The 25053-nt window shown below is 74.3% G+C and carries 20 protein-coding genes, 1 pseudogene and 1 riboswitch; of the genes and pseudogenes, 6 read left to right on the top strand and 15 right to left on the bottom strand.

All coding sequences use genetic code 11. The features are described from left to right. Positions 1 to 30: 30 nt before the first annotated feature. On the top strand, positions 31 to 1023 hold the full coding sequence (locus tag B124_RS00910; protein WP_496500760.1) for a sugar-binding transcriptional regulator: 993 nt from the start codon (positions 31 to 33) through the stop codon (positions 1021 to 1023). Between the two features lie 64 nt (positions 1024 to 1087). Here B124_RS00910 and B124_RS00905 read toward each other — a convergent pair whose 3' ends face one another. Together B124_RS00905 and B124_RS00900 are read right to left on the bottom strand one after the other, a co-directional pair. Then, positions 1088 to 3400 (bottom strand): ATP-binding protein, encoded by a 2313-nt coding sequence (locus B124_RS00905; protein WP_496500640.1) that lies wholly within the window; start codon positions 3398 to 3400, stop codon positions 1088 to 1090. A gap of 162 nt (positions 3401 to 3562) precedes the next feature. Beyond that, positions 3563 to 3964 (bottom strand): ArsR family transcriptional regulator, encoded by a 402-nt coding sequence (locus tag B124_RS00900; RefSeq protein WP_496500639.1) that lies wholly within the window; start codon positions 3962 to 3964, stop codon positions 3563 to 3565. A 119-nt stretch (positions 3965 to 4083) separates the two neighbouring features. Between B124_RS00900 and B124_RS00895 the strand changes: the two genes are divergently transcribed. Then, positions 4084 to 5316: an MFS transporter gene (locus B124_RS00895; protein WP_496500638.1), complete on the top strand. Its 1233-nt coding sequence runs from the start codon at positions 4084 to 4086 to the stop codon at positions 5314 to 5316. Between the two features lie 7 nt (positions 5317 to 5323). Here the strand turns inward: B124_RS00895 and dgoD are convergent, their stop codons facing one another. From dgoD to B124_RS00880, 3 genes and pseudogenes are all read right to left on the bottom strand, one after another. Continuing rightward, complete coding sequence (dgoD, locus tag B124_RS00890) at positions 5324 to 6472, bottom strand: galactonate dehydratase (protein WP_496500637.1); 1149 nt, start codon at positions 6470 to 6472, stop codon at positions 5324 to 5326. A 10-nt stretch (positions 6473 to 6482) separates the two neighbouring features. Beyond that, positions 6483 to 6638 (bottom strand): annotated as a pseudogene (locus B124_RS00885) (carbohydrate ABC transporter permease); the annotation flags it as partial. Positions 6639 to 6690: 52 nt separating this feature from the next. After that, the gene (locus tag B124_RS00880) at positions 6691 to 8694 is read right to left on the bottom strand and encodes a beta-galactosidase (protein WP_496500636.1); all 2004 of its coding nucleotides are present in this window, start codon (positions 8692 to 8694) and stop codon (positions 6691 to 6693) included. Positions 8695 to 8873: 179 nt separating this feature from the next. Here B124_RS00880 and B124_RS00875 point away from each other — a divergent pair, with 179 nt between their 5' ends. Both B124_RS00875 and B124_RS00870 read left to right on the top strand, forming a co-directional pair. Further along, the gene (locus B124_RS00875; protein WP_496500635.1) at positions 8874 to 9680 is read left to right on the top strand and encodes an SDR family NAD(P)-dependent oxidoreductase; all 807 of its coding nucleotides are present in this window, start codon (positions 8874 to 8876) and stop codon (positions 9678 to 9680) included. 77 nt (positions 9681 to 9757) lie between these two features. Continuing rightward, entirely contained in the window at positions 9758 to 10543 is a 786-nt protein-coding gene (locus B124_RS00870) for a FadR/GntR family transcriptional regulator (protein WP_496500634.1), read from the top strand. Between the two features lie 81 nt (positions 10544 to 10624). Here B124_RS00870 and B124_RS00865 read toward each other — a convergent pair whose 3' ends face one another. The 3 genes from B124_RS00865 to B124_RS00855 form a co-directional block, all read right to left on the bottom strand. Then, positions 10625 to 11512: an aggregation-promoting factor C-terminal-like domain-containing protein gene (locus B124_RS00865; RefSeq protein ID WP_496500633.1), complete on the bottom strand. Its 888-nt coding sequence runs from the start codon at positions 11510 to 11512 to the stop codon at positions 10625 to 10627. 6 nt (positions 11513 to 11518) lie between these two features. Further along, positions 11519 to 11689, bottom strand: a riboswitch (cyclic di-AMP (ydaO/yuaA leader). A 1121-nt stretch (positions 11690 to 12810) separates the two neighbouring features. Continuing rightward, positions 12811 to 13059: a DUF397 domain-containing protein gene (locus tag B124_RS00860; RefSeq protein WP_496500632.1), complete on the bottom strand. Its 249-nt coding sequence runs from the start codon at positions 13057 to 13059 to the stop codon at positions 12811 to 12813. Further along, on the bottom strand, positions 13060 to 13920 hold the full coding sequence (locus tag B124_RS00855; protein WP_496500631.1) for a Sco1979 family transcriptional regulator: 861 nt from the start codon (positions 13918 to 13920) through the stop codon (positions 13060 to 13062). A 234-nt stretch (positions 13921 to 14154) separates the two neighbouring features. Between B124_RS00855 and B124_RS00850 the strand changes: the two genes are divergently transcribed. Both B124_RS00850 and B124_RS00845 read left to right on the top strand, forming a co-directional pair. After that, the gene (locus B124_RS00850; protein ID WP_496500630.1) at positions 14155 to 14607 is read left to right on the top strand and encodes an ATP-binding protein; all 453 of its coding nucleotides are present in this window, start codon (positions 14155 to 14157) and stop codon (positions 14605 to 14607) included. After that, positions 14604 to 15068, top strand: a complete 465-nt coding sequence (locus B124_RS00845; protein WP_496500629.1) for a hypothetical protein — start codon at positions 14604 to 14606, stop codon at positions 15066 to 15068. Before B124_RS00850 ends, B124_RS00845 begins: the two co-directional genes overlap by 4 nt. A gap of 162 nt (positions 15069 to 15230) precedes the next feature. Here B124_RS00845 and B124_RS00840 read toward each other — a convergent pair whose 3' ends face one another. The 7 genes from B124_RS00840 to B124_RS00810 all read right to left on the bottom strand — a co-directional run bounded on the left by B124_RS00840 (position 15231) and on the right by B124_RS00810 (position 24900). After that, entirely contained in the window at positions 15231 to 16208 is a 978-nt protein-coding gene (locus B124_RS00840) for a sugar phosphate isomerase/epimerase family protein (RefSeq protein WP_496500628.1), read from the bottom strand. An 87-nt stretch (positions 16209 to 16295) separates the two neighbouring features. Continuing rightward, positions 16296 to 18395 carry a PQQ-dependent sugar dehydrogenase gene (locus B124_RS00835; protein WP_496500627.1) on the bottom strand — a complete coding sequence of 700 codons (2100 nt, stop codon included), beginning with the start codon at positions 18393 to 18395 and terminating at the stop codon, positions 16296 to 16298. A 362-nt stretch (positions 18396 to 18757) separates the two neighbouring features. Then, positions 18758 to 19843, bottom strand: a complete 1086-nt coding sequence (locus B124_RS00830; RefSeq protein WP_496500626.1) for a mechanosensitive ion channel family protein — start codon at positions 19841 to 19843, stop codon at positions 18758 to 18760. 420 nt (positions 19844 to 20263) lie between these two features. Continuing rightward, positions 20264 to 20902, bottom strand: a complete 639-nt coding sequence (locus B124_RS00825) for a LuxR C-terminal-related transcriptional regulator (RefSeq protein WP_496500759.1) — start codon at positions 20900 to 20902, stop codon at positions 20264 to 20266. Then, positions 20899 to 22647 carry a sensor histidine kinase gene (locus tag B124_RS00820; protein WP_496500625.1) on the bottom strand — a complete coding sequence of 583 codons (1749 nt, stop codon included), beginning with the start codon at positions 22645 to 22647 and terminating at the stop codon, positions 20899 to 20901. The genes B124_RS00825 and B124_RS00820 overlap by 4 nt, the downstream gene beginning before the upstream one ends. Positions 22648 to 22890: 243 nt before the next feature. Beyond that, positions 22891 to 23418, bottom strand: coding sequence for a transglycosylase SLT domain-containing protein (locus B124_RS00815; RefSeq protein WP_496500624.1), 528 nt, complete (start codon positions 23416 to 23418; stop codon positions 22891 to 22893). 324 nt (positions 23419 to 23742) lie between these two features. Next, positions 23743 to 24900, bottom strand: a complete 1158-nt coding sequence (locus tag B124_RS00810) for a winged helix DNA-binding domain-containing protein (RefSeq protein WP_496500623.1) — start codon at positions 24898 to 24900, stop codon at positions 23743 to 23745. Between the last annotated feature and the right edge of the window lie 153 nt (positions 24901 to 25053).

Here is a 25053-nt window from a genome sequence, read left to right as displayed (position 1 = left end):
TCGGTGTCGACGGGCCGGACGGCTGCGCGGATGGGACCCGCGGAGCTGGTGCAGGCGGCGGCGATGGCCCGCCGCTTCTACCTCGAGGGCAAGTCCAAGATCCAGATCGCCGACGAGTTCGGCGTCAGCCGCTTCAAGGTCGCCCGGGTGCTGGAGACCGCCCTCGAACGCGATCTCGTACGGATCGAGATCCGCGTCCCCGCCGAACTCGACGCCGAGCGCTCCGACGCCCTGCGCGCCCGCTTCGGGCTGCGGCACGCCGTCGTCGTGGAGGCCCCGGCCGACGCCGTGCCCGACCACACCCGTGACCCGGAGAGCCTCGGCAGCGTCGCCGCCGACCTGCTCGCCGAGCTCGTCACCGAGGGCGATGTGCTGGGCCTGGCCTGGGGCCGGTCCACGATCAACATGGCGCAGGCGCTGCACCGGCTGCCCCCGTGCACCGTCGTCCAGCTCACCGGCGTCTACGACGCGGGCACCGCCGAGCGCGGGTCCGTGGAGGCGGTGCGCCGCGCCGCCGAGGTCGCCGGCGGCGAGGCCCACCCCATCTACGCGCCGATGCTGCTGCCCGACGCCGCCACCGCCACCGCGCTGCGCAGCCAGACCGGGGTGGCCCGTGCCTTCGAGTACTTCGACAAGGTGACCGTCGCCGCAGTCTCCATCGGCTCCTGGGAGGCGGGCGTCTCCGCCATGCACGACATGCTCTCCGAGGACGAGCGCGAGCACTACGCCTCGCTGGGCGCCGCAGCCGAGATGTCCGCGCACCTCTTCGACGCCGAGGGCCGGCGCATCGGCCGCGACCTGGGGGAGCGGTGCATCACCGTGGAGGCGGACCGGCTGCGCCGGATCCCCGAGGTGGTCGCCATCGCCGGCGGCGCGCGCAAGCGCGAGGCCATCGTGGCGGTGCTGCGCTCGGGCCTGGTCACCAGCCTGGTCACCGACACCGCCGCCGCGGACTATCTGCTGGACGAGGTGGCGCCGGGCCCGCGCCCCGCGCTGGACCGCGCCGACCCCGACGACCTCTAGCGCCGCGGGGCCCGTTGCGTACGGCGGACAACCCGTCCCGTACGTACGGACAGGGCCGCGCGGCTCAGTCCGCCTCCGGATGCAGCGGGCCGGACAGCACGCCCGGGATCTGGGAGCGCGAGGTGAAGCCGAACTTCGCGAGGATGTGCTCCACGTGCGCGTCCACGGTGCGCTTGGAGATCACCAGCTTCTCGGCGATCTCCCGGTTCGTCAGCCCCCTGGCCACCAGCCCCGCCACCTGCCGCTGCCGCGGTGTGAGGCCGTCGCCCGCGCCCGGCGGCTGCGCCGGGACCGCAGGCGCGGCCGACGCCGCCTCGTCGCCGAGGGCCAGCGCCACGGCGGCGTCGGTGGGCAGCCGGCCGCCCTCGCGGAACGCCGTGTCGTAGCCGTCGTTGCCCAGCGCCTCGCGCGCCGCGTCGGCCGCGCTGCCGTGCAGATCGTGCAGGACGTGGATGCCGAACCTGGCCTCCTTGACCGCCCGGCGCCACAGCGCGTCCGCCGCGCCCTGCAGCGTGGCCACCCGCTCGAAGTGCCGCAGCTCCGCGGCGCGCCAGGCGAAGCCCTCCAGGAAGTGCGCGACGCCCATCAGATCGTGCAGCACCGCCTTGGCGCGGATGCCCTGCCGGGCGCACTCGATGCTCTCCAGGTGGTCGCCCTTCAGCCACAGGCCGATGCTCTTGACCCACAGGGCCCAGCCGCGCGACCACAGCTCGGCGGGGGTGGCGGCGTTGCGCCTGAGCGAGTCCTCGCTGAGCGCGATGCCCTCGCCCGTACCGCCGTTGAGGACGTGGAAGAAGCCCACGATGAAGCCGCTCATCAGCAGCGCGGTCGCGTCGCCCTGCTCGGCCAGCTCCCGCCGGGCCGCCTCGAACCCGTCGGCGACGCCCTCGGCCCGGCCGCGGAAGTAGCGGGAGTGGTGGCGGAAGGTGCGCGTCCAGGCGAGGCCCGTACGGTCGTCGATGCGCAGCGCGACGGCCTCGGCCTCGTCGAGCAGCGCGAAGGTGTCCCCGCGCTCTCCCTGCATGTCCATGAACCAGCAGGTCAGCCAGAGGGCCTTGACCCGCTCCGCGCGGTCCTCGGGGCAGCGGTCGAGGGCGCGGCGGAGCCAGTAGCGGCCCTCGGTGAGCAGCCCGGTGCAGAGCCAGTAGCCCCACAGCAGCGTGGCCATCTCCAGGCCCGCGGACGCGTCGTCGGGGTCGGCGACGCAGAACTCCAGCGCGACCCGTACGTCCGCCTGGTCGCGCACCATCTGCCGCAGCAGCGCCGCCTGCCGGTCGCCGGTCCACTCGGCGTCGAACAGCCGGGCCCGGCGCAGGAAGTGGTCGCGGTGCCGGCGCCGGGTGCGCTCCGCCTCCGCGCCGGGGCCGAGCTGTTCGAGGCCGAACTCCCGGATGGTGTCGAGCATCCGGTAGCGGGTGCCGTCCTCGGACTCCACCCGCAGCACCACGGACTTCTCCACCAGCCCGATCAGCGCGTCGAGCACCCCCTCGACGGGCAGCGCCCCCTCGGCGCCGACCGCCTCGGCGACGTCCAGGCTGAACTCCCCGGCGCACACCGCGAGCCGGGACCACAGCAGCCGCTCGGGCTCGGTGGACAGCTCGTAGCTCCAGCCGATGGTGGTGCTCAGCGTCTGGTGCCGCGGCACGGTGGTGCGCCGACCGCCGGTGAGCAACTGGAAGCGGTGGTCGAGCCGGTTCAGCATCTCCTCGGGGGAGAGCACCCGCAGCCGGCTGACGGCCAGTTCGATGGCGAGCGGGATGCCGTCGAGGCGGCGGCAGAGCGCGAGGACGTCGGCGCGGTTGTCGTCATCGACGGTGAAGCCGGGCACGGCGGCGGCGGCCCGGTCGGTGAACAGCCGGAGCGCGTCGTCCGCGGGCCCGGAGTCCGCGACGGCCAGCGGCGGCACGGGCAGGATGTGCTCGCCGGCGACGTCCAGGGGCTGGCGGCTGGTGGCGACGACGTGCAACTGCGGTGCGGCGCCCAGCAGTTCCTCGGCGAGCACGGCGCAGGCGTCGACCAGGTGCTCGCAGGTGTCGAGGATGAGCAGCGCCGTCTTGTCCTTCAGGTACGCGGCCAGCGCCTCCTGCGTGGCCAGCGTGGTCTGCTCCGGCAGGTCCAGCGCGGCGGCGACGGTGTTGGGCAGCAGCCGGGGGTCGGCGAGGGCGGACAGCGGCACGAGGGTGACGCCGTCGGGGAAGCGGCAGCGCAGCAGGTGCGCGCCGCGGACCGCGGTGCGGGTCTTGCCCACCCCGCCGGGCCCGGTGAGCGTGACCAGGCGGGCCTGCCGCAGGCAGGCGTCGAGCAGCGCGAGCTCCTGCCGGCGGCCGACGAAGCTGGTGGCTTCGGCGGGCAGCGCACCGGCGCTGCGGTTCCTCATCGTGGTCCCCCGGAGGTCGGTGACCGGCTGGCGGCGTACAACCGGCGGTCGTACAACCGACGACCGTAAGGGGCGCGGGGGCGGGCGGCGGAGCGAGTCCGCGGGATTCAACCGAACGGGGGGCGTGAGATGGCACAATGCCCGCCCGTCCGCTCGGGGCCGTCAGCCGGCCGGGGGACGCCAGTCGGCGACCAGGGCCAGCAGCCCGGGGAAGCGGGCTTCGAGATCCGCCACCCGTAGCTGGTTGCCGCGGGAGAGGCCGTACTGCCGCTGGCGGATGAGCCCGGCCTCGCGCAGCGTGCGGAAGTGGTGCGTGAGCGAGGACTTGGGGCGGTCGATGCCGAACCAGCCGCACGGGTGGTCGATGCGCTCCGCCTCCAGCAGCAGCTTGCGCACCACGTGCAGCCGCAGCGGGTCGCTCAGCGCGGCCAGCACCGTTTCGAGGCGCAGCTCGGCGCGCGCCGGCTCGGCCAGCGGCGCGGGCAGGTCCGCGGGCTCGGTGAAGCTGCGGAAGCCGGTGGCCGCATCCACCGCGGGAGATGCGGGGGCGGTGGTCGGGGGCATCGGCGGGCTCCTTCCTTGTACGACTTGCATCGTACTGCAGAGATGCTGTACGAATCTACTCGTACTAGTGACTGTACGAGAGATTTCGTACAGTGTCGGTTCCCCTCCCTGGAGCGCGCATGACGGCACACACCCGCCGGACGGACCGCACCGTCGCCCCCCGCGAGACGGCCGGCGAGTCACAGCCACCGGGCTCGCGGCGGTGGATGTGGCTGGCCGCCTGGCCCGTCGTCGTCGCGCTGGCGCTCTCCAACGAGCCCGCGCCGCTCTACGTGCTGTGGCAGGACCGGCTCGGCTTCTCCGCCGCCACCATCACGCTGATCTACGCCGGTTACATAGCCGGCCTGCTCGCGGCCCTCACCTTCGCGGGCACCCTCGCCGACCGCTACGGGCGCAAGCCTGTGCTGCTGCCGGGGCTCGCGCTGGCCCTGGTCGCCGCCGCGCTCTTCGCCACCGCGCACTCGGTCGCCGTGCTGGGCGTGGCCCGGGTGCTCAGCGGGCTCGCCGTGGGCGCGTTCCTCGCGGCCGGCATGGCCGCGGTGGCCGACCTGGCGCCGGCGGGGGAGAAGCAGCTCGGCGGGCTCGTCGCCTCCGCCTCCATGGTCGGCGGCGCCGCGCTCGGGCCGCTGCTGGCCGGGGTGCTGTCGGAGGCGCTGCCGCACCCGACGGTGCTGGTCTTCGCGGTGCAGGCCGGGCTGCTGCTCACCGCGCTGCCGGTGGTGCTGCGGCTGCCGCTGCGCCGCCCGGACGCGCAGCCGCGCCGGCCCCGCGGGGCCCTGCGCATCCCGTCAGTGCCCCGCCCGCACCGCCGCACCCTGCTGCTCAGCCTGGCCGTCTTCGCCCCCGCCATGACCGCCACCGGCTTCGTGCTCTCCCTCGGCCCGTCCCTCCTGGCCGACCTGCTGGACAGCGACAACCGCGCGCTGGCCGGCGGCATGATCTTCCTGCTCTTCGCGGCGGCCACCGGCGTCCAGTTCGCCGTCCGCGGCTTGCGCGTACGCACCCTCTTCCGGCTCGGCGCCGCGCTCACCACCGCCTCGATGGCGGCCCTGGTGCTGGCCACCGCCACCACGTCGGTGCCGCTGCTGCTCGCCGCCGCCGTGCTCGCCGGCCTGGGCCAGGGCAGCTCGCAGCTGGGCGGGCTGAGCACGCTCAGCGCGCGGGTGCCCTCCGCCCGCCTCGCCGAGGCCAACGCGGCGCTCACCTCGGGCGGTTACCTGCTGGCCGGCGCGCTGCCGGTCGCCGCGGGCTACCTCAGCGACGCCGTGGGGCTGACGGCGGGCACCACCGCCTTCGGCGCCGTCGTCGCCGCGCTCGTCCTGGCCGGCGTGACGGCGGCGACCCGCCGCTGAGCGGCGGTCACCACTCCGCGTACGACCCGTCCGGGTGCCGCCACACCGGGTTGTGCCAGTTCCCGGCCGTCCCGTCCGCGGCCCGTACCGCCCGCTCGTCGATCTGCACGCCAAGCCCTGGTCCGGCCGGCCGCAGCAGGTGGCCGGCGTGGAAGCGGAAGACCTCCGGTTCGGCGACGTAGTCGAGCAGCTCCGCCCCGCTGTGGTAATGGATGCCGATCGACTGCTCCTGGATGAGGAAGTTCGGTGTGCAGAACGCGAGTTGCAGGCTTGCGGCCAGCGCCAGCGGCCCCAGCGGGCAGTGCGGCGCGATCGCCACGTCGAACGTCTCGGCCAGCGAGGCGATCCGCCGGCACTCTGAGATGCCGCCGGCGTGCGAGAGGTCCGGCTGCAGCACCGCGGCGCCCGCCCGCAGCGCCGGCAGCATCTCGCCGCGCGAGAACAGCCGCTCGCCTGTCGCGACCGGCAAGGACGTCGAACCGGTGACGCGCTCCAGCAGATGCGTGTGCTCGGGGAGCACCGGCTCCTCCACGAACATCGGCGCGTACGGCTCCAGCACCCCCATCGCCCTGACGGCGCCGGCCGCCGAGAACCGCCCGTGGAAGTCGACGGCGAAGTCCCGCTCCGGGCCCAGCGCGTCGCGGGCGGCCTCCGCGCGCGCGGCGACCCGGCGCAGCTGAGCGGTGTTCGGCAGCCGGTCCATCCGCCCGGAGGCGTTCATCTTCACCGCCGTGAAGCCCGCCTCCACCTGTGCGGTGACCTGGTCGCGCACCTCGCCGGGCTCGTCGCCGCCGACCCAGCAGTACGCGCGGGCGCGCTCGCGCACCGGGCCGCCGAGCAACTGGTGCACGGGCGCGCCGAACGCCTTGCCCGCGAGGTCCCACAGCGCTTGGTCGAGACCCGCGACGGCGGAGGAGAGCACCGGACCGCCGCGGTAGAAGGAGCCCTTGGTCATCAGCTGCCAGTGGTCCTCGATCCGCAGCGGGTCGGCGCCGAGGAGGAACTGCTCGGCGAGTTCGTGGACGGCCGTGCGGACGGTCGCCGCCCGGCCCTCCACGACCGGCTCGCCCCAGCCCACGAGGCCGTCGTCCGTCTCGATCCGGCAGAACAGCCAGCGCGGCGGCACGGCGAAGGTCTCGACGCGGGTGATCTTCAACTGCGCACTCCTTGACGCTGCCCTCGGTCAGCCCGGACCGCCACAAGCGCTGGAGGACGAGCATCGCGACGGCCAGGGGGATGACGGAGACGAAGGCTCCGCCGATGGTGTACTGCGTGAGTTCGGGCCCCCGGTCCGCGGCCTGCTGCCAGGTGACAAGACCGAGTGCCTCCTCGTCAGTGCGTCCTGCTCGGCGGTGTCCCGGGGTGCGGGACGGCTCAGTGCTGCAGGACGACGACGCCTCGGGCGGGCAGCTCGACCGAGGCGACGGGGCCGGCCGCGGGGTCGGCGCCGTCGCCGACGAGCGCCCGCATCGGCTCGGGCAGGGTGACGGTCGCCGCGCTCCCGCCGTGGTTGAGCAGGAACAGATAGCGCTCGGCCGCACCGTCCGCGCTCTCGCGCACGGTGGCCTGCACTCCTGCCGGCAGCCCCGGCAGCACGGGCGCCACCCCGGCCGCGGCGCGCACCCGGTCCACCAGGGTGCGCATCGCCGCCGGCGTCAGCCGGGTGCCGGCGTACCAGGCGACGCCGTCCCCGTAGCCGTGCCGGGTGACCGCGGGCCGCCCGGCCAGCTCGCCCGCGCCGAACGCGGCGACGGCGGTGGCGCCTTCGAGGTCGATCGACTCCGACCACAGGTCGCCGGTGCCGGTCAGCGCGCCGGTCAGCGGCAGGCTCTGCTCCTCGGCCAGCGGCCAGAACTCCTCCACGCGCAGGCCCAGCACCGCGCGCAGCGGCGCCGGGTAGCCGCCGGGGTGGACGCGGTCGCAGTCGTCGGAGATGCCGCTGAAGTACGAGACGAGCAGGTGCCCGCCGGCGCGGACGAACTCCGTCAGCCGGGCCCCCGTCTCCGCGCTCATCAGGTACAGGTTCGGCACGACCAGGAGCCGGTACGCGGACAGGCCGCGGTCCGGCGGCACCACGTCGCACGGCACGCCCGCCTCGAAGAGCGGCTGGTAGTGCCGGCGCAGCGTCTCGGCGTAGTCGAGGTCGGCGGACGGGTGCGAGCCCTGCTCCAGCGCCCACCAGCTGTTCCAGTCCGCGAGCAGCGCCACCTCCGGCCGGGACCGCGAGCCGGCGAGCTGCGGCACCGAGCCCAGCTCCCGGCCCAGCGCGCTGACCTCGCGGAAGATCCGGGTGTCGGTGCCGGCGTGGGGCACCATCGCCGAGTGGAACTTCTCGGCGCCGCCCGGGGTCGCCCGCCACTGGAAGTACAGCACCGCGTCCGCGCCCTGCGCGACGGCCTGCCAGCTCCACAGCCGCATCGAGCCGAAGGGCTTGGGGCTGTTGCGCCGCCGCCAGTTGACGGCGCTGGGCGCCTGCTCCATCAGCATCCAGGGCCGTCCGGCGCCGGCGGAGCGGGTCACGTCGAAGGCGAGGCCCGCGGTGAGGTGGGTCTGCGGGTCGTACGGGTCCTGGTAGAAGTCCAGCGCCTGGACGTCCTCGTGCTCCGCCCAGGCATACGGGTCGACGGGCTTGTGCAGCGGCATGTGGTTGGTGGTGACCGGCACGTCGGGGGTGATCCGGCGCAGCGCCTGTTTCTCGGCGAGGTAGCACTGGAGCAGGGCGTCGTCGCAAAAGCGCGCGTAGTCCAGCTCCTGGGCCGGGTTGGGGTGGGTGGGGGTGGTGCGCGGCGGGAGGACCTGCTCGAAGGTGTCGTAGCGCTGCGACCAGAAGGTGGTGGCCCAGGCGGTGTTGAGCGCCTCGACGGAGCCGTAGCGCTCGCGCAGCCAGCGGCGGAAGTCGGCGGCGGAGACGTCGCAGTAGCACCGCGGGTTGGAGCAGCCGTACTCGTTGCCGATGTGCCAACTGTCCAGGGCGGGGTGGGTGCCGTAGCGGGTGGCCAGCTCGGTGACCAGGCGGACGGCGTGCTCGCGGTAGACCGGGCTGGAGGGGCAGAAGTGCTGCCGCGAGCCGGGCCACCTGCGGACGCCGTCGGGGCCCTCGAGCAGGATCTCCGGGTGCCGCTCGGAGAGCCAGGGCGGCGGGGAGGCGGTCATGGTCGCCAGGCAGACGCGGATGCCCGCGCCGTGCAGGTCGTCCAGCACGCGGCCGAACCAGTCGAAGTCGTACGCGCCGGGCCGGGGTTCGACCAGCGCCCAGGAGAAGATCCCGGCGGTGACCATGGAGACCCCGGCCTCCTGCATCAGCCGGATGTCCTCGGCCCTGACCTCCTCCGGCCAGTGCTCCGGGTTGTAGTCGCCGCCGAAGTGGATGCGCCTCACGGTTCTTCCGCCCCTCTTGCTGAATATATAATTTACGAATTAACGTGTGGGCAACGTAGAAGTGCCGCGGCAGATCCGTCAATACCCCATGCGTGATCTCGTGGTGGCCGTCGGATCCGCTCAAGTCCCGCGCCGTACCGTGCTGTCGGAGGCACGCACCGGGTGAAGGAGCAACCACCGTGACATCGAGTACGACGCCCGTCCCCGCCCCCGGCACCGCCCGCTGTGCCAGTCGCTACGCAGGCCGTACCGCCGTCGTCACCGGCGCCGCGGCCGGCATCGGCGCGGCCGTCGCCCGGCGGCTCGCCGCCGAGGGCGCCGCCGTGGTCGTCGCCGACATCGACGGCGGCCGGGCCGGCGCCGTGGCCGCGGAGATCGCCGCCGCGGCCGGCACGGCCGCCGCGGTCGCCGCGGACGTGGCCGGGGAGGACGGCTGGGCCCGGATCCTGGCCGCGGCCGGGGACTTCGGCCCCGTCGGCGTCCTCGTCTCCAACGCCGTCACCGTCGACGTCGCCCCCGCGCACGAGACCTCGCCCGCCTCCTGGCAGCGCCAGCTCGACGTCGGGCTGACGGCCGCGTTCCTCGGCTTCCGCGCCTGCCTGCCGGGCCTGCGCGCGCAGCAGGACACCCCGGGCGCCGCGGTGCTGGTCTCCTCCGTGCATGCCCGGCACGGCATCCCCGGCCATCCCGCGTACGCCGCCGCCAAGGGCGGGCTGCTGGCGCTGGCCGGCCAACTCGCCGTCGAGTACGGCCCGTCGGTGCGGGTGAACAGCGTGCTGCCAGGACCGGTGCTCACCCGGCTCTGGGACCGCGTGCCCGAGGAGGACCGCCGGGCCAGCGCCGAGCAGACCGCCGCCGGGCGGCTGGGCGCCCCGGAGGAGGTGGCCGCGGCCGTCGCCTTCCTCGCCGCGCCAGAGGCGTCCTACATCACCGGCAGCAGCCTGGTCGTGGACGGCGGCTGGAGCGTCGTAAAGTCGTCGGCCTGAGCGGGACGGCGGGCCGGCGGGGCCGGCGGGGCCGGCGGGGATCAGGAGAGCAGGACACAGCGAAGGAGCAAGCGGCCATGTCGGGTTACGCCCGCCGCGGGGTGCACGGACAGACGGTGGAGACGCTTGCGCACCGCGTCCTGAGCGGCGAGATCGCCGAGGGCGCCACCCTCGACCTCGCCGCCCTCCAGTCCGAACTGGGCGTCAGCCTCACCGCGCTGCGCGAGTCGCTGAAGGTGCTGGCAGCCAAGGGCATGGTCGACGCCCGGCAGAAGCGCGGCACGTTCATACGGCCGCGCTCCGACTGGCACCTCCTCGACGCCGACGTGCTGCGCTGGCGCTTCGAGGCCGCCGGGCGGCAGCAGGGCGACGGTGCCGCCGCGCGGGCCGCCTCCCCGCTGCTGCGGGACCTGGACGAGGTGCGCGGCATCGTCGAGCCGGCGGCGGTGCGGCTGGCGGCCGTGCGGCGTACCGACGCGGACCTGTCGGCGCTCGACGCGGCGCTCGCGGCCATGGCCGGGGCGCGGGACGGGGCGGCTGCCGCCGACGCGGCGGTCGCGGCGGACCTCGCGTTCCACCGCGCGCTGCTGGCCTCCTCACACAACGAGCTGCTGGAGCGCATGGACCTGGTCATCGCCACCGGCCTGGCCGCGCGCGACCAGTTGGTGCACGGCCCCGGGCACCGCGCCGGGGATCCGGTGCCCAGCCACCGCGAGGTGCTGGACGCGGTACGGGCCGGGGAGGCGGACGCGGCCGAGGCGGCGATGCGTACGCTGCTCGCGCAGGCGGCGCACGATCTGGCCGAACTCAGCGCGGCGCCCGGGTCCGGGCCGGCGCCGGACGGAGAGGCGGCCGGGGCGTAGCAGGCCGTACATGCGCGCGCGCCCCGCCGCGCGGACGTATCCGCACGACGGGGCGGCGACGGACTCCCGCGGGGCCGGGCGTCAGTACCAGTTGTTGGCCTGCCAGAAGTCCCAGGCACCGCACGGGCTGCCGTAGCGCTCGTTCATGTAGCCCAGGCCCCACTCGATCTGGGTGACCGGGTTGGTGCGCCAGTCGTCGCCGGCCGAGGCCATCTTGTCGCCCGGCAGCGCCTGCATCAGGCCGTACGCGCCGGAGGTGGGGTTGGTCGCGGTGTGGTCCCAGCCGCTCTCCCGCTCCACGATGTTGCTGAAGCAGGCGAACTGGTCCGCGGGCACGATCTCCCGGGCCGCGGCCTGGATGCCGGACTCGGTGGTCGGGACGCTCGTCTGCGACGCCTCGGTGGCGCCGCCGGAGCTCCCCGAGGACGACGAGCCGTCCGGGTCGACGGACTTGTCGACCTTGCCGCCCTCGGTGTCGACGCGCAGCTCGGTGCCGACCTTCAGCGCGGCCGGGTTGTCGCCGATCGCCTCCTCGTTGTCGACGTACACCCGCTGCCAGCCGCCGGGCACGTCGTACTTGTCGGCGATCTCGGCCAGCGTCTCGCCCGCGGCGACCGTGTGCTCGACGTAGCGCTGCTGCTTCTGCTCGGTGCCGGCGGAGGTCTGGTCGGCCTCGGCGGGCTTGCTCGCGGCCTTGCCCTCCAGGTCCAGCTCCTGGCCCGGGAGGATGAGATGGGGGTTGTCGCCGACGACCGACTTGTTGGCCTCGTACAGCCGCTGCCAGTCGGGCCCGAAGCCGTTGTCCTCGGCGATCTCCGAGAGGGTGTCGCCCTCCTCGACCGTGTAGGCGTGCGCGGCGGTCGCCGCGAGACCGCCGACGACGGGCAGGGCTATGCCCACTCCCGCGGCGGCGGCGTAGCGGCGGGTGGAGCGCGACTTGGGCGCGCGCCGGGTGCCGGTTCCGGCCATGGTGGCTCGCTCTTTCTCCGACGCCTGCGAGGTGAGCTGTCGGGTTCGGGCTGGAGTTGCCCGGCCGCGTCGTGCGGCTTCACCCCGAGTCGGGGAGTCCGGTGGGCGGTTGCCACCGTGCCTCCTGCCGACGGAGAAGTGGTTCCCCCGCTCCTGCCCGAACGGCTGTGGGGACGACGGTTCCGGGCTCCGACGGGCAGGACTCGGCGTACCGGAGCGCGGTGCTCGCGTCTGCGAACGTCTGGGACACTAGGAGATCGAACGGCAGATCACAAGAGGATCACGAGGATCGGGGCGCAGTCTGACGCTCCGTGGCGAGGCGCGCACGCGTGGGGCCGCTGGGGCGTGTGTGACGTTCGGCACTGCCTTCGAGGCGCAGCGCGTCCAGCAGCGGCTCTCCGGCCGGTACGACGAGACCGTGCACGCCGCGGTCCGCGGCGCCGGCGAGCGCGGCCCGCCAGGCGTCCGGGCCGGCCGGCGCCGCCACCGGGGTCCAGCGCCCGGCGCCCGGCTCCTCGTAGCCGGGACCGGCGGGCGNGAGCCGGCGGAAGGCGGGCACGCCCGGGGCCACGGCGACGAGTTCCGCGCACCGCCGGGAGTCGGCGGCGAGCGCGAGCCGGCCGTCGCTGAGCAGCACGACGGTGGCCAGCGCCCGGGCCAGCAGGGCGGCCTGCGGGACGTTGTCGGGCAGGGCGACGACGAGCGTGGCCCGGCTGGTGGCGGCGGCCAGGGCGGCGGCGAGCGCCAGCACGTCGTGCGCCGGGTCGGGCCCGCCGTCCAGCCACAGCGCGTCGGCGCCCGCGGAGTCGTAGGCCGCGCACTGGGCGAGCCAGACGCCGGGTTCCTCCGGCATCCCGGGCAGCAGCACTCCGACGCGGACCGCCCGCGGGACGGCGGCCCGGGCAACGCGGGGGGACGGGTGTGGTGATGGGCTCATCGCGGGCCTCCCCGAGTGGCTGCTGCGGTCCATCGGGGGCATACCGTACGCCTCTACGTCGCGGTAGGCAGCCGTCCGGACACCCGCGGTTCATGATTTTTGGAATTTCATGTGGAGGGCTGGGCGGTGCTGTCCTGTGCCCCGGCGTGGTGCGGGGCGGCGTTGCGCGCCCGTACCCCCGCCAACGCCGAGGGAGGGGACCCCCCCGGGGTGTCCCCTCCCTCACTGTGCTTCCCGGCCGGCGGCCCACGTCAGCGCATGCGGGCCGCACCCCCGTTCGCCGGGATGGGCTCGCCGTCCGGTTCGGACGGCGAGTGGACCGGGTGGCGCCGCAGGTGCGCGGGCACGGCGCCGGGCGCGGTCACGCCGGGCTCCGCGAGAGCAGGAAGTCCGCGTCGCCGGCCTTGGCGCCCTCGATGAACGCGTCCATCTCACCGGGGGTGTAGATGAGGGCGGGACCGTCCGGGTGGGCCGAGTGCCGCACCGCTATACGGCCGTCCCGCAGCTTCATGGCCTCGACGCAGTTGCCGCCGTTGCCGCCGCTCCACGGCTTGTGCCAGCCCTCGGTCCCGAGGTCCGCGGCCGGCATGCCGTTGTAAATGCGTTCCATTCACAGCTCCTTGCGGAAGTCCCGGAGGATTTCCTTCGTGCGTTTCGCCGTCGCCGCCTGGGCCGCCATATGGTCCAGGGCGGCGAGGTGTGTGGCCACCTCGTGCCGGCCGTCGAGGTAGACGGCGCCGGTGAGGTACTCGGTGTAGATCATGTCCGGCAGCTCGGGCACGGCGAACCGGAAGAGGACGAAGGGGCTGTACGTGCCCGGGTGGTGCCCCGCGCGGAACTCCGCCATCTGGAGCGTGACGTTGGCCAGTGAGGACAGGTCGAGGAGCCGGTCGACCTGCGCGCGCATCACCGCCGCGTCGCCCACCGGGCGGCGCAGGACCGTTTCGTCAACGACCGCCCAGAACCGCGGCGCGTCCTCGCGGGTGAGCAGTTCCTGGCGCTCCATGCGCAGCGCGACGTGCCGGTCTATCTCGGCGGGCCCGACGCGGCCGAGGGAGCCGACCGTCAGCACGTGGCGCGCGTAGTCCTCGGTCTGCAGCAGACCGGGCACGAAGTGCGGCTCGTACGACCTGATGAGCGACGCCGCGCCCTCCAGGCTCACGTACATGCTGAACCAGTCGGGCAGGATGTCGTGGAAGCGCTGCCACCAACCGGGCTCGTTGGCCTCCTCGGTCAGCGTGACGAAGGCGTCGACCTCTTCCTTGTCGATGCCGTACGCCTGGAGCAGCACCTGCACGTACGGGACCTTGAGCGCGACCTCGGCGGTCTCCATCCGGCGCACGGTGGCGGGGGCGACGCGCAGGGTCCTGGCGGCCTCCTCGCGCTTGAGCCCGGCGCGCTCGCGCAACTCCTGGAGCCGCTTGCCGAGCACCACCTGCCCCACGGTCGGCGCCGACCGCGGTTCGCTCACGCCATACCTCCCTGTCGGACTGTCCCAAGCAGTGTGCCACGCCCAGAGCTTGACGGACACAGTGCAGCGGTAACTCTGAAAAATTCACAGTGAGGGTTGCCAAGTGGCCGCGGCGGGGCCATAGTCTGGGACGTGAGCCAGTCCACACATCCGCAATGTCCGGGGGTCGTGACACGGGACCCCGGCTTGCCGGGTTCGCGTCCGGGCGACGACGCGGCGCGGTGCGGTTTCGAGGTGCCAGGCCGGGCGGACGCCGTCACCGTCGCCCGCCGGCTGGCCCGCGAGCAGTTGCACCGCTGGGGGGTGGAGGGCGACGTGGGCGACAGCGCCACCCTCGTTCTCTCGGAGCTGGTGACCAACGCGCTGCTGCATACGGGAAGCCGGCGCATAGGGTGCGAGCTGCGCTGCAGCGCCGACCGCCTGCGGCTGGCCGTCACCGACCAGGGTGTCGAGCCGGGAAGGCTGCGGGTGCAGCGATCGCCCGCGGACGAGCAGGGCCGGGGGCTCCTGCTCGTCACCGCGGTGAGCAGCAGTTGGGGGGCGTATGACGCGCGGCCCGGCCCGGGTCTGGTGGTCTGGGCGGAGCTGTTGCGGGAGGCGTCGGCGGCCCGGGGGACCGCCGCGCCGCACGCCCCGGGCGCCGGTACGGGGGCCGGCCCGGCGGCCGGCGAGCGGACGGGCGGATGATGCGCGTCGAGCCCGGCAGCCGGCTCCGGCTGGCCGTGCCGGGCGCGGGCACCGCGGCCCTCGGCTGTGACGCGGTGGGCGTCCCCGAGCGGATCGGGTACGACGTGATGGCCCGGCTGCCCCGCGTCGGCTGCGTCTTCGCCGACGGCAGCCGGTGGTGGTGGATCGTGCCGGCCGGCTCCGACGTCGGCCTGCAGTGGCCGCAGGGCGTCGTCTACGCCCCGGACGCCGCGGTCTACGCCCGGGACGCCGCGGTCTACGCCCCGGACGCGGCGGTCTCCGGCCCGGCGGCCGGTCCCGGCAGCGCGGCGGCCGTACCCCGGCTGGTGCACCGGCCCGCGGACGGGGTGGTGTACACGCCCCCGATCCCGCTGTACCTGCTGGTCTGCCGGCGGACCGGCGTCGCGCCCGCCTGGTCCTGCGACGTCGCCCGGGTGGCCGCGGACCGGGACGCCGCCTGAAGCACCCGTGGCGGACCGGTCGGCGGGCACCTCCTCGTTTGGTTGCGGGGGAGGTGCCCGCGGCCGGCCCGCCGCGGGTACGGCACGTCGCGGGCCGCGCCGCCGCCACCGGCGGCGGCGCGGGTCCCGCGAACGGTGCCTTCGTGCGTGTGGTGACGGGGCTCAGCAGTCCTCGGCGCGCAGCGCCACCATCGCCTCGTAGCTCTCCCCGGCCGCCCAGATCGAGCCCTGCGGCTCCAGCGGTGCACGGTCCTGCTCCCAGAAGTACAGCGGCAGCGCCGGCGCCTCCAGTCCGCTGAAGAAGCGGCGGAAGTCCAGCTCGCCCTGGCCGAAGACGACGTCGCGGTACTGGTTCGTCAGCGCCGGGTCCCGCACGCCGTCCTTGACGTGGAAGGCGATGTAGCGCCGCGGGGCGGCGTTGACGTAGTCCAGCGGGTCGAACTCGCCGAGGATGTCGCGGAAGCGCAGCGAGGCGCCGTGCGCCCAGAGGATGTCCAGCTCCAGGAAGACGTACCGCGGGTCGGTGCCGCTGAGGAACAGGTCGTGGCGGCGCACGCCCGGCCGGTCGGAGACCGGGCCGAACTCGTTGGTGTGGTTGTGCTGGTAGATCTTCAGACCATAGCTGCGGGCCACCTCGCCGGACTCGTTGAAGCGGTCGGCGCCGGCCTGGATCTCCGCCGCCGTGCTGCCGGGGAAGTCGCTGGCGGTGCCGACGTAGTCCATGCCGAGGGCGACGGCGTTCTCGAACTCCCGCTCGCGGGTCTCCGCGTTGAGGAGCGCGTCGAGCCCGATGTGGGCGCCGCCGGCGCGCAGGCCGAGTCCGTCGAGCAGCGTACGCAGCTTCGCGACGGTCATGTCCGGCTCGGCCGGCGAGGTGTAGCCCGCGAACTCGATGTACTTGTAGCCGATCGCGGCCAGCTCCGTCAGCACGGGGGTGAAGCCGCGCTGCTGGATCTGGTCGCGGACGCTGTAGAGCTGGAGGCCGATACGGCCCCGGGGGATCAGGCCGCCGTGGCCGTGCCCGCGGGCGGCGGCGGGGGCGGCGAGGGCCCCGGCGCCCGCGGCGACGGCGGCGGTGCCGGCCGCCGTGCCGGCGGCGGCCCGGAGGAATCCACGGCGGTGCAGGCTGGGCTTGCTCATGTCGTCTCTCCTGCGAAGTCGGTGTGGACGGGGTGGAGCCGCGGGGTGGCGTACCTCAGGCACGCCACCCCACGCCGTGCCGGCGGGTCAGCCGACGATCTTCATGACGGCCTGGTCGCTGCCGATGTGCCCGCTCGGGTCGGTGTACTCGGCGACGAACACGCCGGTGACGTTGCCCTCGGAGGGGTCGTGGCCGTCGATGGGCTGGGTCTGGATGGTGCCGGCGCAGCCCGCGGTGGTGCTCTGCGAGTGCCCGTGCGCGTCGTGGCCCACGATGTAGTGGACGACGACCTTCGTGCAGTCCACCTCGGCCTCGTCGGCCACCGCGACCTCGAACTCCACCGCGTCGCCGAAGTGGAACTCCTGGTCGTCGACGGGCTTGACGAGCGTCACGACCGGGGCCTGGTCGCCGACGGTGATGTCGACGTCCTTGTAGGCCGCCCGGCCGCGTGCGTCGGTGACTTCCAGGGCCGCCTTGAAGGTGCCGTCCTCCTCGTACGTGTACGAGGGGTTCGGTTCCGTGGAGTCGGTGCGGCCGTCGCTGTCGAAGTCCCACGCGTAGCGCACCCGGTCGCCGTCGGGATCGGCGGTGCCCTCGCTGGAGAACTCGACGGTCAACGGCGCGAGGCCCTTGACCGGCGCGGCGGCCAGCTCGGGCTTCGGCGCGTGGTTGCCGGTGCGGCCGATGTAGTCGATGCGGGAGAGCTGCGCGTCCGCGTTCTCCGAGAAGTAGCCGTCGCCGTACTCCAGGACGTAGAGGGCGCCGTCCGGGCCGAACTCCAGGTCCATGGGGTTGTCGACGGGGGGCGTGGCGACCCCCTGGGCGACCGGGTTGACCGCCGACACGGCGCCGGAGCGGTCGAGCCTGAACTCCCGGATGTAGTCGCGGGACCACTCGGCGAACAGCGGCGTCCCGTCGTAGTACTGCGGCCAGGCCACGTCGGGGTTCCGCAGCGTGGTCAGCCCGTCGTACTCGTACGCCGGGCCGGCCATCGGGGCGATGCCGCCGGTTCCCAGGCCCGGGAACTCAGCGGACTGGCCGTAGGAGTACCAGACCTCCGGCTGCTCCACGGCGGGCAGCTCGGTGCGGCCGGTGTTGTGCGGCGAGGTGTTCACCGGGTTGGCGCAGTCGAACGCCGCGCCGGAGGCGCCGGTGGCGAAGTCGTAGTCGATGTAGGGCAGCTCGGCGGTGGCGCAGTAGGGCCAGCCGTAGTTGCCGGGCTCGTCGAGCACGAGCCACTTGCCGTGCCCGGCCGGGCCGCGGGTGTCGCTGGCCTGGCGGGCGTCGGGGGAGTAGTCGGCGACGTAGACGTCGTCGGTCCGCGGGTCGATCTCCATCCGGAACGGGTTGCGCAGTCCCATGGCGTAGATCTCGGGCCGCGTCTTCTCGGTGCCGGGCCGGAAGAGGTTGCCCCTGGGTATGGAGTACGAGCCGTCGCCGCGGACCGTGATGCGCAGCACCTTGCCGCGCAGGTCGTCGGTGTTGGCGGAGGTGCGCTGGGCGTCGAAGGCCGGGTTGCGCACGTTGCGTTCGTCGATCGGCGCGTAGCCGTCGGAACTGAACGGGTTGGTGTCGTCTCCGGTGGTCAGATAGAGGTTGCCCCGGGAGTCGAAGGCGATGTCGCCGCCGACGTGGCAGCATATGCCGCGGTCGACCGGGACCTGGAGGATCTTCTGCTCGGTGGCGAGGTCGAGGGTGTCGCCCTTGAGCTTGTAGCGGGACAGCTGCAGGTGGCCCTTGTAGCGGTCCCAGTCCGCCTGCGTGCCCTCGAAGGGCGCGTCGCCCTCGTTGACGGGGGTGACCGGGTCGTCGACCGGTGTGTCCAGCGGCGGCGAGTAGTAGAGGTAGACCCACTTGTTGGTGCGGAAGTCCGGGTCGATGGCGACGTTCTGCAGGCCCTCCTCGTCGTGCTGGTACACATCGAGTTCTGCGGCCAGCTTGTTCGTGCCGCCGTCCGGGTCGTTGAGCCACACCTTGCCGGCGCGGGTGACGTGCAGGACCCGTTCGTCGGGCAGGACGGCGAGGTCGAGCGGCTCGCCCGGGCGGTCGTTGAGGGTGATCTTCTCGAAGGCGGAATCCGGTGGCGGCTGGCCGGCGGCGTCCGGCGCCGCCGCGGTCGCGCCCGGCGCGACCAGCAACGCGGCGCTGACCGCGCCGGCGGCGAACAGGGCCAGTCTTCGTAGCATGTCCCCTCCCAGGGGCTCGGACGACAAGGCGGCTGGACACGCTCCTGGGTGGTCGGCCCGTTCGCGCCGTCCTTGATCGGCCCGCGCGCTGCGGCTCGTGCGCGGCTTTACGTCCCCCTCGCCGTTCAACGCTTCGACATGTGACGGCGACCGGTTGGAGATTAGACCTCTTTCAACGCAACGCCAATGCCTACGACCAGAATTAGGGCCACTTTGTCTTTGGAAAGAGCAAACTCGGGCATGGTCGCGGACGGTTCGGCCCCGCCTGGCGGGGAGGGATCGCCTGGCGGGGCCGCGAGGCCGCATGACCACGGGGACGGAGGGGACTGACGGGACGGACAGGGGGGAGGGGCGCCGCGGGTTCAGCCCTGGGAGGTGCCGCCGGCGGGCACGTCCGACTCCGTGCGCTGCCGCGGCAGCAGCATCGGGCTGTCCTGGTGGTGCAGGACGACGTTGCGCACGGGGTGGGCGATCTCGATGCCCTCCTGCCGGTAGCGCAGTTGCAGCCGCTTGATGAACTCGTGCTTGATCCGGAACTGGTCGCTGAACTCGATGGCGCGCAGCACCACGGAGAACCCGGCCCGCGAGTCGCCGAAGGTGTGGAAGCGGACCACCGGTTCGTACTCCGGCACACCGCCCTCCACCGCCGCCATGACTTCCTGCGCCACCTCCACCGTCACCCGCTCGACGAGGTCGAGGTCGCTGGAGAGCGCCACACCCGCCTGCACGACGATGGACAGCTCCTGCTCCGGGCGGTGGTAGTTCGTCATGATGGTGCTGGCGAGCTTGTCGTTGGGGATGACGACGAGGTTGTCCGACTGGGTGCGGATCACGGTGTTGCGCCAGTTGATGTCCGTGACGTAGCCCTCCTCCGCGCTGCTGAGCCGGATGTAGTCCCCGACCTGCACCGTCTTGGAGGCCAGGATGTGCACCCCGGCGAAGAGGTTGGCGAGCGTGTCCTGCAGCGCCAGCGCGACCGCGAGGCCGCCGACGCCGAGCGCGGTGAGCAGCGGGGCGATCGAGATGCCCAGGGTCTCCAGCAGGATCAGCAGCCCGATGGCCAGCACCGCGATGCGCGTGATGTTGACCAGGATCGTGGCCGAGCCCACGCCCTGCGAGCGGACCCCCATGAGCTGCGCGACCACCCGGGCCGCGGCGACGGTGACCGTCAGGATGAGCACGGCGACGACGATCTGTTCCACCGTGTGCTCGACCGGGCGCTTCAGCGGCAGCGAGGCGGCGGCGATCGAGACGCCGCCGGCCAGCGCGCCCCAGGGGGCCATCGTGCGCAGCGCGCCGACGAGGATGTCGTCGCCGGCCCAGCTCGTCCGTGTCGCGCCCCTGCCCAGCCAGCCCAGCAGCACGCGCAGCAGCAGGCCGGCCCCGATGCCGCCGAGTACCGCGGAGCCGGCGACGACCAGATCGTGCAGAGTGAGGGCTCGGTTCACCTTGGTACCTGTCTTCGTTCGGGAGCGGGGTACGTCCGGACGCGTGTGCGATCCGGCGTGTCCGTCATCCTGCCGTATCCGGCGGGGGAGTCGGCTCCGCGGTCCGGGAGGCGCGGACGACCCGGTTCCGCGGCGGGCCGCGCGGGGCCGGGGCGTTGCGGAGGGGGAAGTTCAGGGCCAGCCCTGAGGTGCGCCGTTCACCGCGCGGCTACGGTGGTGCGCACCGGCTCCGCTTCGCGGCGGGCGCGTGGATGCGCGGGGGACGACGGGGGCGCGCGTGGGGGATCGCCGCGGAGCGGCGGCCGGTATCGCGGTCCGGGCGCGGCGCTCCGGCGCGCGACCGGCTGCCCCGCCGGTCAGGGACGCCCCCGCCGGTCCGGGATGCCGCCGCGGGGGTGCGGCACGCCCCGGCGGGGGCGTTCAGCCGCGCAGGTACGTGAGCACGGCGAGCACCCGCCGGTGCCCCGAGACGTCCGACTCCAGGCCGAGCTTGGCGAAGATGTTCCGTACGTGCGTCTCGACGGTCTTGCCGCCGATCACCAGGTCGTGCGCGATGGCCTCGTTGGACCGACCCTCCGCCATCAGCGCCAGTACGTCCCGCTCCCGCGCCGTCAGCCCGGCCAGCGGCTCCGCCGCGCGCGGGGAGCGCATGAGGTGCGTGACCACCCGCGGGTCCACGACGCTCTCGCCGGCGGCCACCCGGTGCAGCGCGCCGGCCAGCTCGTCCGCGTCGGCGACCCGCTCCTTCAGCAGATAGCCGAAGCCGCGCGGATCCTCGGTGAGCGCGCGGACGACCGTGCCGGTCTCGACGTACTGCGACAGCAGCAGCACCCCCGTGCCCGGGTACCTGGCGCGGATCTCCGCCGCGGCCCGCAGCCCCTCGTCGGTGTGCGTCGGCGGCATCCTGATGTCGAGCAGCACGGCGTCCGGGCGGTGCCGCTCGGCCAGGGCGAGCAGCGGGCCGGCGTCGCCGCACTGCGCGGGGACCGCGACGCCCGCGTCGCCCAGCAGCCGGACGATGCCCTCGCGCAGGATGGCGGAGTCCTCGGCGACGATCACTCGCACGGCAGCTCCGCGACCACCCGCGTCCCCCCGCCGGGCGGGCTGTGCACCGTGAGCACCCCGCCCACCGCCGAGACCCGGTCGGCCAGCCCGCGCAGCCCGCCGCCGAGGTGGTCGTGCCGGGCGCCGCCGATGCCGTCGTCCACGGCCTCGACGACCAGCCGGCCGTCGCGGTGGCGTGCGCTGACGCTGACGGCCCGGGCGCGGGCGTGCTTGGCGGAGTTCGCCAGTGTTTCGCTGACCGTGAAGTACGCGGTGGCCTCGACGTGCGGCGCGAAGCGCCGGTCCTCTGCGGCCACCACCACCGGCAGCTCCGCCCGCCCGGCCAGTTCCCGCAGCGCGGACGCCAGTCCTTCGCGGGTCAGCACCGCCGGGTGGATGCCGTGCGCGAGGCCGCGCAGCTCCTCGACCGCAAGCCGCAGGCTGCGCTCCACCTCGCCGACCGACCGGCGCAGCTCCTCGTCGGGGTGGTCCGCCAGGCCCTTCTCCACCCGGCGCAGCGTCATCAGCGCGAACACGAGCCTGGCCTGCGCCCCGTCGTGCAGGTCCCGCTCCAGCCGCCGGCGCTCGCTGTCGGCCGCCTGCACCACGCGGGCGCCCGCCGCCCGCGCCTCGGCCTGCAGCCACACGTTCTCCAGCGCGAGGCGCAGCGCCGCGACCGCCGAGCGCAGCAGCTCCTCGTCCTCCGCCACCGCCGGGTCGTGGCGCAGCAGCGCCAGCGGGGCGCCGCCGGCCGCGTCGATCCGGGTGCTGCCCGCCGCCGCCTCCACGACCGGCTCGCCCGCTGCGTCCACGTACGCGCCGGCCTCGGGCCGCCAGACGCCCAGCCGCAGCCCCGGGTCGCCGAGCACCGGCACCAGCGCCTCGCGCAGCCGCCCGGGGTCGGGGTCGCCGCCGACCTCCATCACCAGGCCGCCGACCTCCGCGCGCTGCAGCCGCATGCGCAGCAGTCCGACGAGGAAGGCGAGGGGCACTGCGGTCTGCGAGACGTCGGAGAGCACGCCCACGGCGCCCTCGACCGGCTGGCCCGCGGGGACGAGCACCACGAGCACGTCCCACAGCAGGAAGGACGTGGCGACGAGGACGGCGAGCCAGGCGGGCAGCAGCGCGCGGCGGCGGGCCGGGGAGGCGCGCCGCCAGCGCCGCACGACCGCCGCCACCACGGCGACCGAGACGACCCAGCCGAGGGCGCGGTAGCCGGCGTCGAACGTGGGGAAGAGGTCGCCGAGCGCGGGGGTGAAGAGGGGGTTGGGGCCGCAGTCGCGGCAGGCGAGGTACGAGCCGCCGGGGTGGGCCGCCGGGTCGAAGGCCAGGGTGCGCAGCAGACCGCCGGTGGCCACCAGGCCGTAGCCGGTGAGGACTATGCGGCGGGCGGCGGGCGAGTGGGTGCGGCCGTCGGGGTAGGCCAGGACGAGGTGGGCGAGGACGGCCACGTTCAGGCCCTCCCACCAGGAGCCGACGGCGAAGAGCGCCGGGACGGTGGTGCCCTGCAGATTGCCGAGGAACCAGCTGATGCCCACGGCGGTCATCAGCGGCCCGGTCGCGTTGGCGGGGCGCCGCCACCAGGCGGCCAGCCCCGCGCCCGCGTAGGCCCAGCCGACGGCGAGGTCGCGCAGCAGCTCGGCGGTGGCGGCGCCGGTCCCGGCGTACGCCCAGGCGCCGACGGCGCCGGAGACCACGGCGGCCACGGCAGCCGCCATCGTCCAGCAGCGCATCACCTGCGTCGGTTCCCGGTTGTGCACGGGCCAACGCTAAGCCATCCGGAGGGGTGGATGCCGCCACGCGAGGGTGCGGCGGCGGCCCGGCCGGCGCATCTGACCTGGGGCGGAACCCCCGCACGGGCGGGGCAGGCTACCGGAAGGGTGAATTCCGGCGATGGGTGTGACGGGCGCACGGCAAGCCGGGACCCCGTCGTCCGGCGGGGGGAGAGAGTGCCGGACGGCGGGGTCCCGGAGATCACATGCGTGCTGGGCAGCCGCGTGGGCTCAGTAGGCGCTGAAGACGTTGTCGATCGTGCCGTAGCGGTCGGCGGCGTAGTTGCACGCGGCAACGATGTTGGCGACCGGGTCGGTGATGGAGGTGGAGGTGCCCTTCACGTGGTAGGCGTCGAACGTGGGCGGGATCACCTGAAGCAGGCCCTGGGAGGGGATGCCCATGGCGGCGTTGATGTCCCAGTTGTTGATGGCGTGCGGGTTGCCGCTGGACTCCCGCAGGATGTTGCGGTGGATCCCGTCGTACGTGCCGGGTATGTCGTGGTGGTCCATGACGACGAGCGCCTCGTTGATCCACTCGTCCAGGGTCGTGCCGACCGTGGCGTACGGGAGGTCGGGGGCAGCGGCGGGCGCGGCGGCGGGGGCGGCAGCGGGGGCGGCGGGCGCGGCGCTCTGGGGCGCGGCGCTGGCCTGCGGCGCCACCGTGACGCTGAGGGCTGCGGCCGCGACGGCGCAGCCGCCTGCGGCCAGCAGGCGTCGGCGGCGGGAGAGGACGGGGCGCTGAGGAGCGGGAGCAGACATGTGAGGGGTCTCTTTCGTGTGCCGTACGTGGGGACGACCGCCCGCATCGGCGGTACCGGGCGACTCGGGAAGTTTTAACGGACATAAACCTGGAATGCACGCAGCCCAGTTACTACCGCCCGTAGTGCGGCAAGCCGCCGGGGCCGCCCCTTGGCTGAGGTGCCGGGCGTCCCCGTGCCGGAGGCGAGATACGACGCCGCTTCGTATGTGATGCAGCCCATATGGGAGACGTCACACGCGGAAAGGAGCATTAGCCAACAAAACGGACATCGCTGTCCCTTTGTCTGTCAGCAGCCGGGTGAACGGGGTGCGTGCAGCGGCGTATCAGCCGGTCAGCTCCTTGGCCAGCGGCGCCGGGAAGCTGACCACGAGCCCCTGCGCCGCGAGCCAGCCCTCCAGCCGCTCCGCCTCCGCCGCGACGGCGCGGCGGGCCTCCTCGCCGCGGTCGGCGAGCAGCCGGTACACGACGGCGCCGTCGCGGCGCTGCGCCCAGGCGCCGACGATCTCGCCGCGCCACCAGACCGTGGGCCCGGCGTTCCCGGCGCTGTCGAAGAGCATCGTGCGGTGGTCCGGGTCCGTGTACCAGCCGCGGTCGCGCCAGCCCATCGTGGCCGGATCCAGGCCGGGCAGCAGCGCCGCCCACGGGCCGGGGTCGGGATCCTCGCCGGGATCACCCGGCAGTACGTATCCGACGCCCTCGTCGAGCGCCACCTCCGCCGCCGCGATCTCCGACAGCGCGGCCCGGACCTGGCCCAGCGGCAGCCCCGTCCACCACCTGACGTCCGCGAGCGTCCCGGGCCCGAACGCCGCCAGCCAGCGCCGCACCAGCTCTGCGCGTGCCCGCGCCGGAGCCATCGGCGCCCCCGGCGGCGCCACCGCGAAGCGGAACTGCCCCGACGTCCAGCCGCCGAGCGGCCGGGTGCGCCGGATCCGGCCCTCCATGCCCAGCACCCGCAGGACCCCGCTGCCGGCCCGGGGGCGGGACTCGTACGGCTTCCCCGGATGCAGCGTGTACCTCAGGGCCAGCTCCGGCACGGCCGCCGTGACCTCGGCGGCGCTGGCCTCACCCAGCTCCGCGAGGGCGGCCAGCGCCCGGTCCTGCGCGGCGGTCAGCCAGGCGTCGTCGTAGTGCGGCCCGGCGGTGGCGAGCTGCTTCAGCAGCAGCGCGCGCTCGCGCGCGGCGACGGTCTCGGCGACGGCGAAGCGGAACACGGGCACGAGGTCCGTGGGCACCACCCACAGCGTGCGCCGCATCGCGTGCATCCGCTGCAGCGACCCCTTCTCATACAGCGCGCGGTCCAGCGCGGCGAGCGACGGTTCGCGCAGCCGGGCGCGGGCGGACAGCGCGACGGTCGGCGAGTCGGTCGCGTGCAGCCCCACGAGCGCCTCCGCCACCTCCTCGGGCCGCGCGGCGCGGGCAGCATCGACGAGCAGATGCCGGTGCGCGAGCCGGGCGCGGCGCTGCGCTGTGGTGATCGCCATGCGGCCACCCTACGAAGGAGGTCTGACACCCGGGCCCGTACCAGACGACGGGGGCTGTGCGGTGCGCGTACGGCGAAGGGCGAGCCGGCCTCTCGCCGGGGGTGCCCGGGAGGCGCACCCCCGGCGGTCTGCCGGGGCTTCCGGACGGGGGCC

It is taken from the genome of Streptomyces sp. CNP082 (assembly GCF_059570535.1).
Note: the sequence above shows the minus strand (reverse complement) of the source record. Positions and strands in the feature narration are given on the sequence as shown.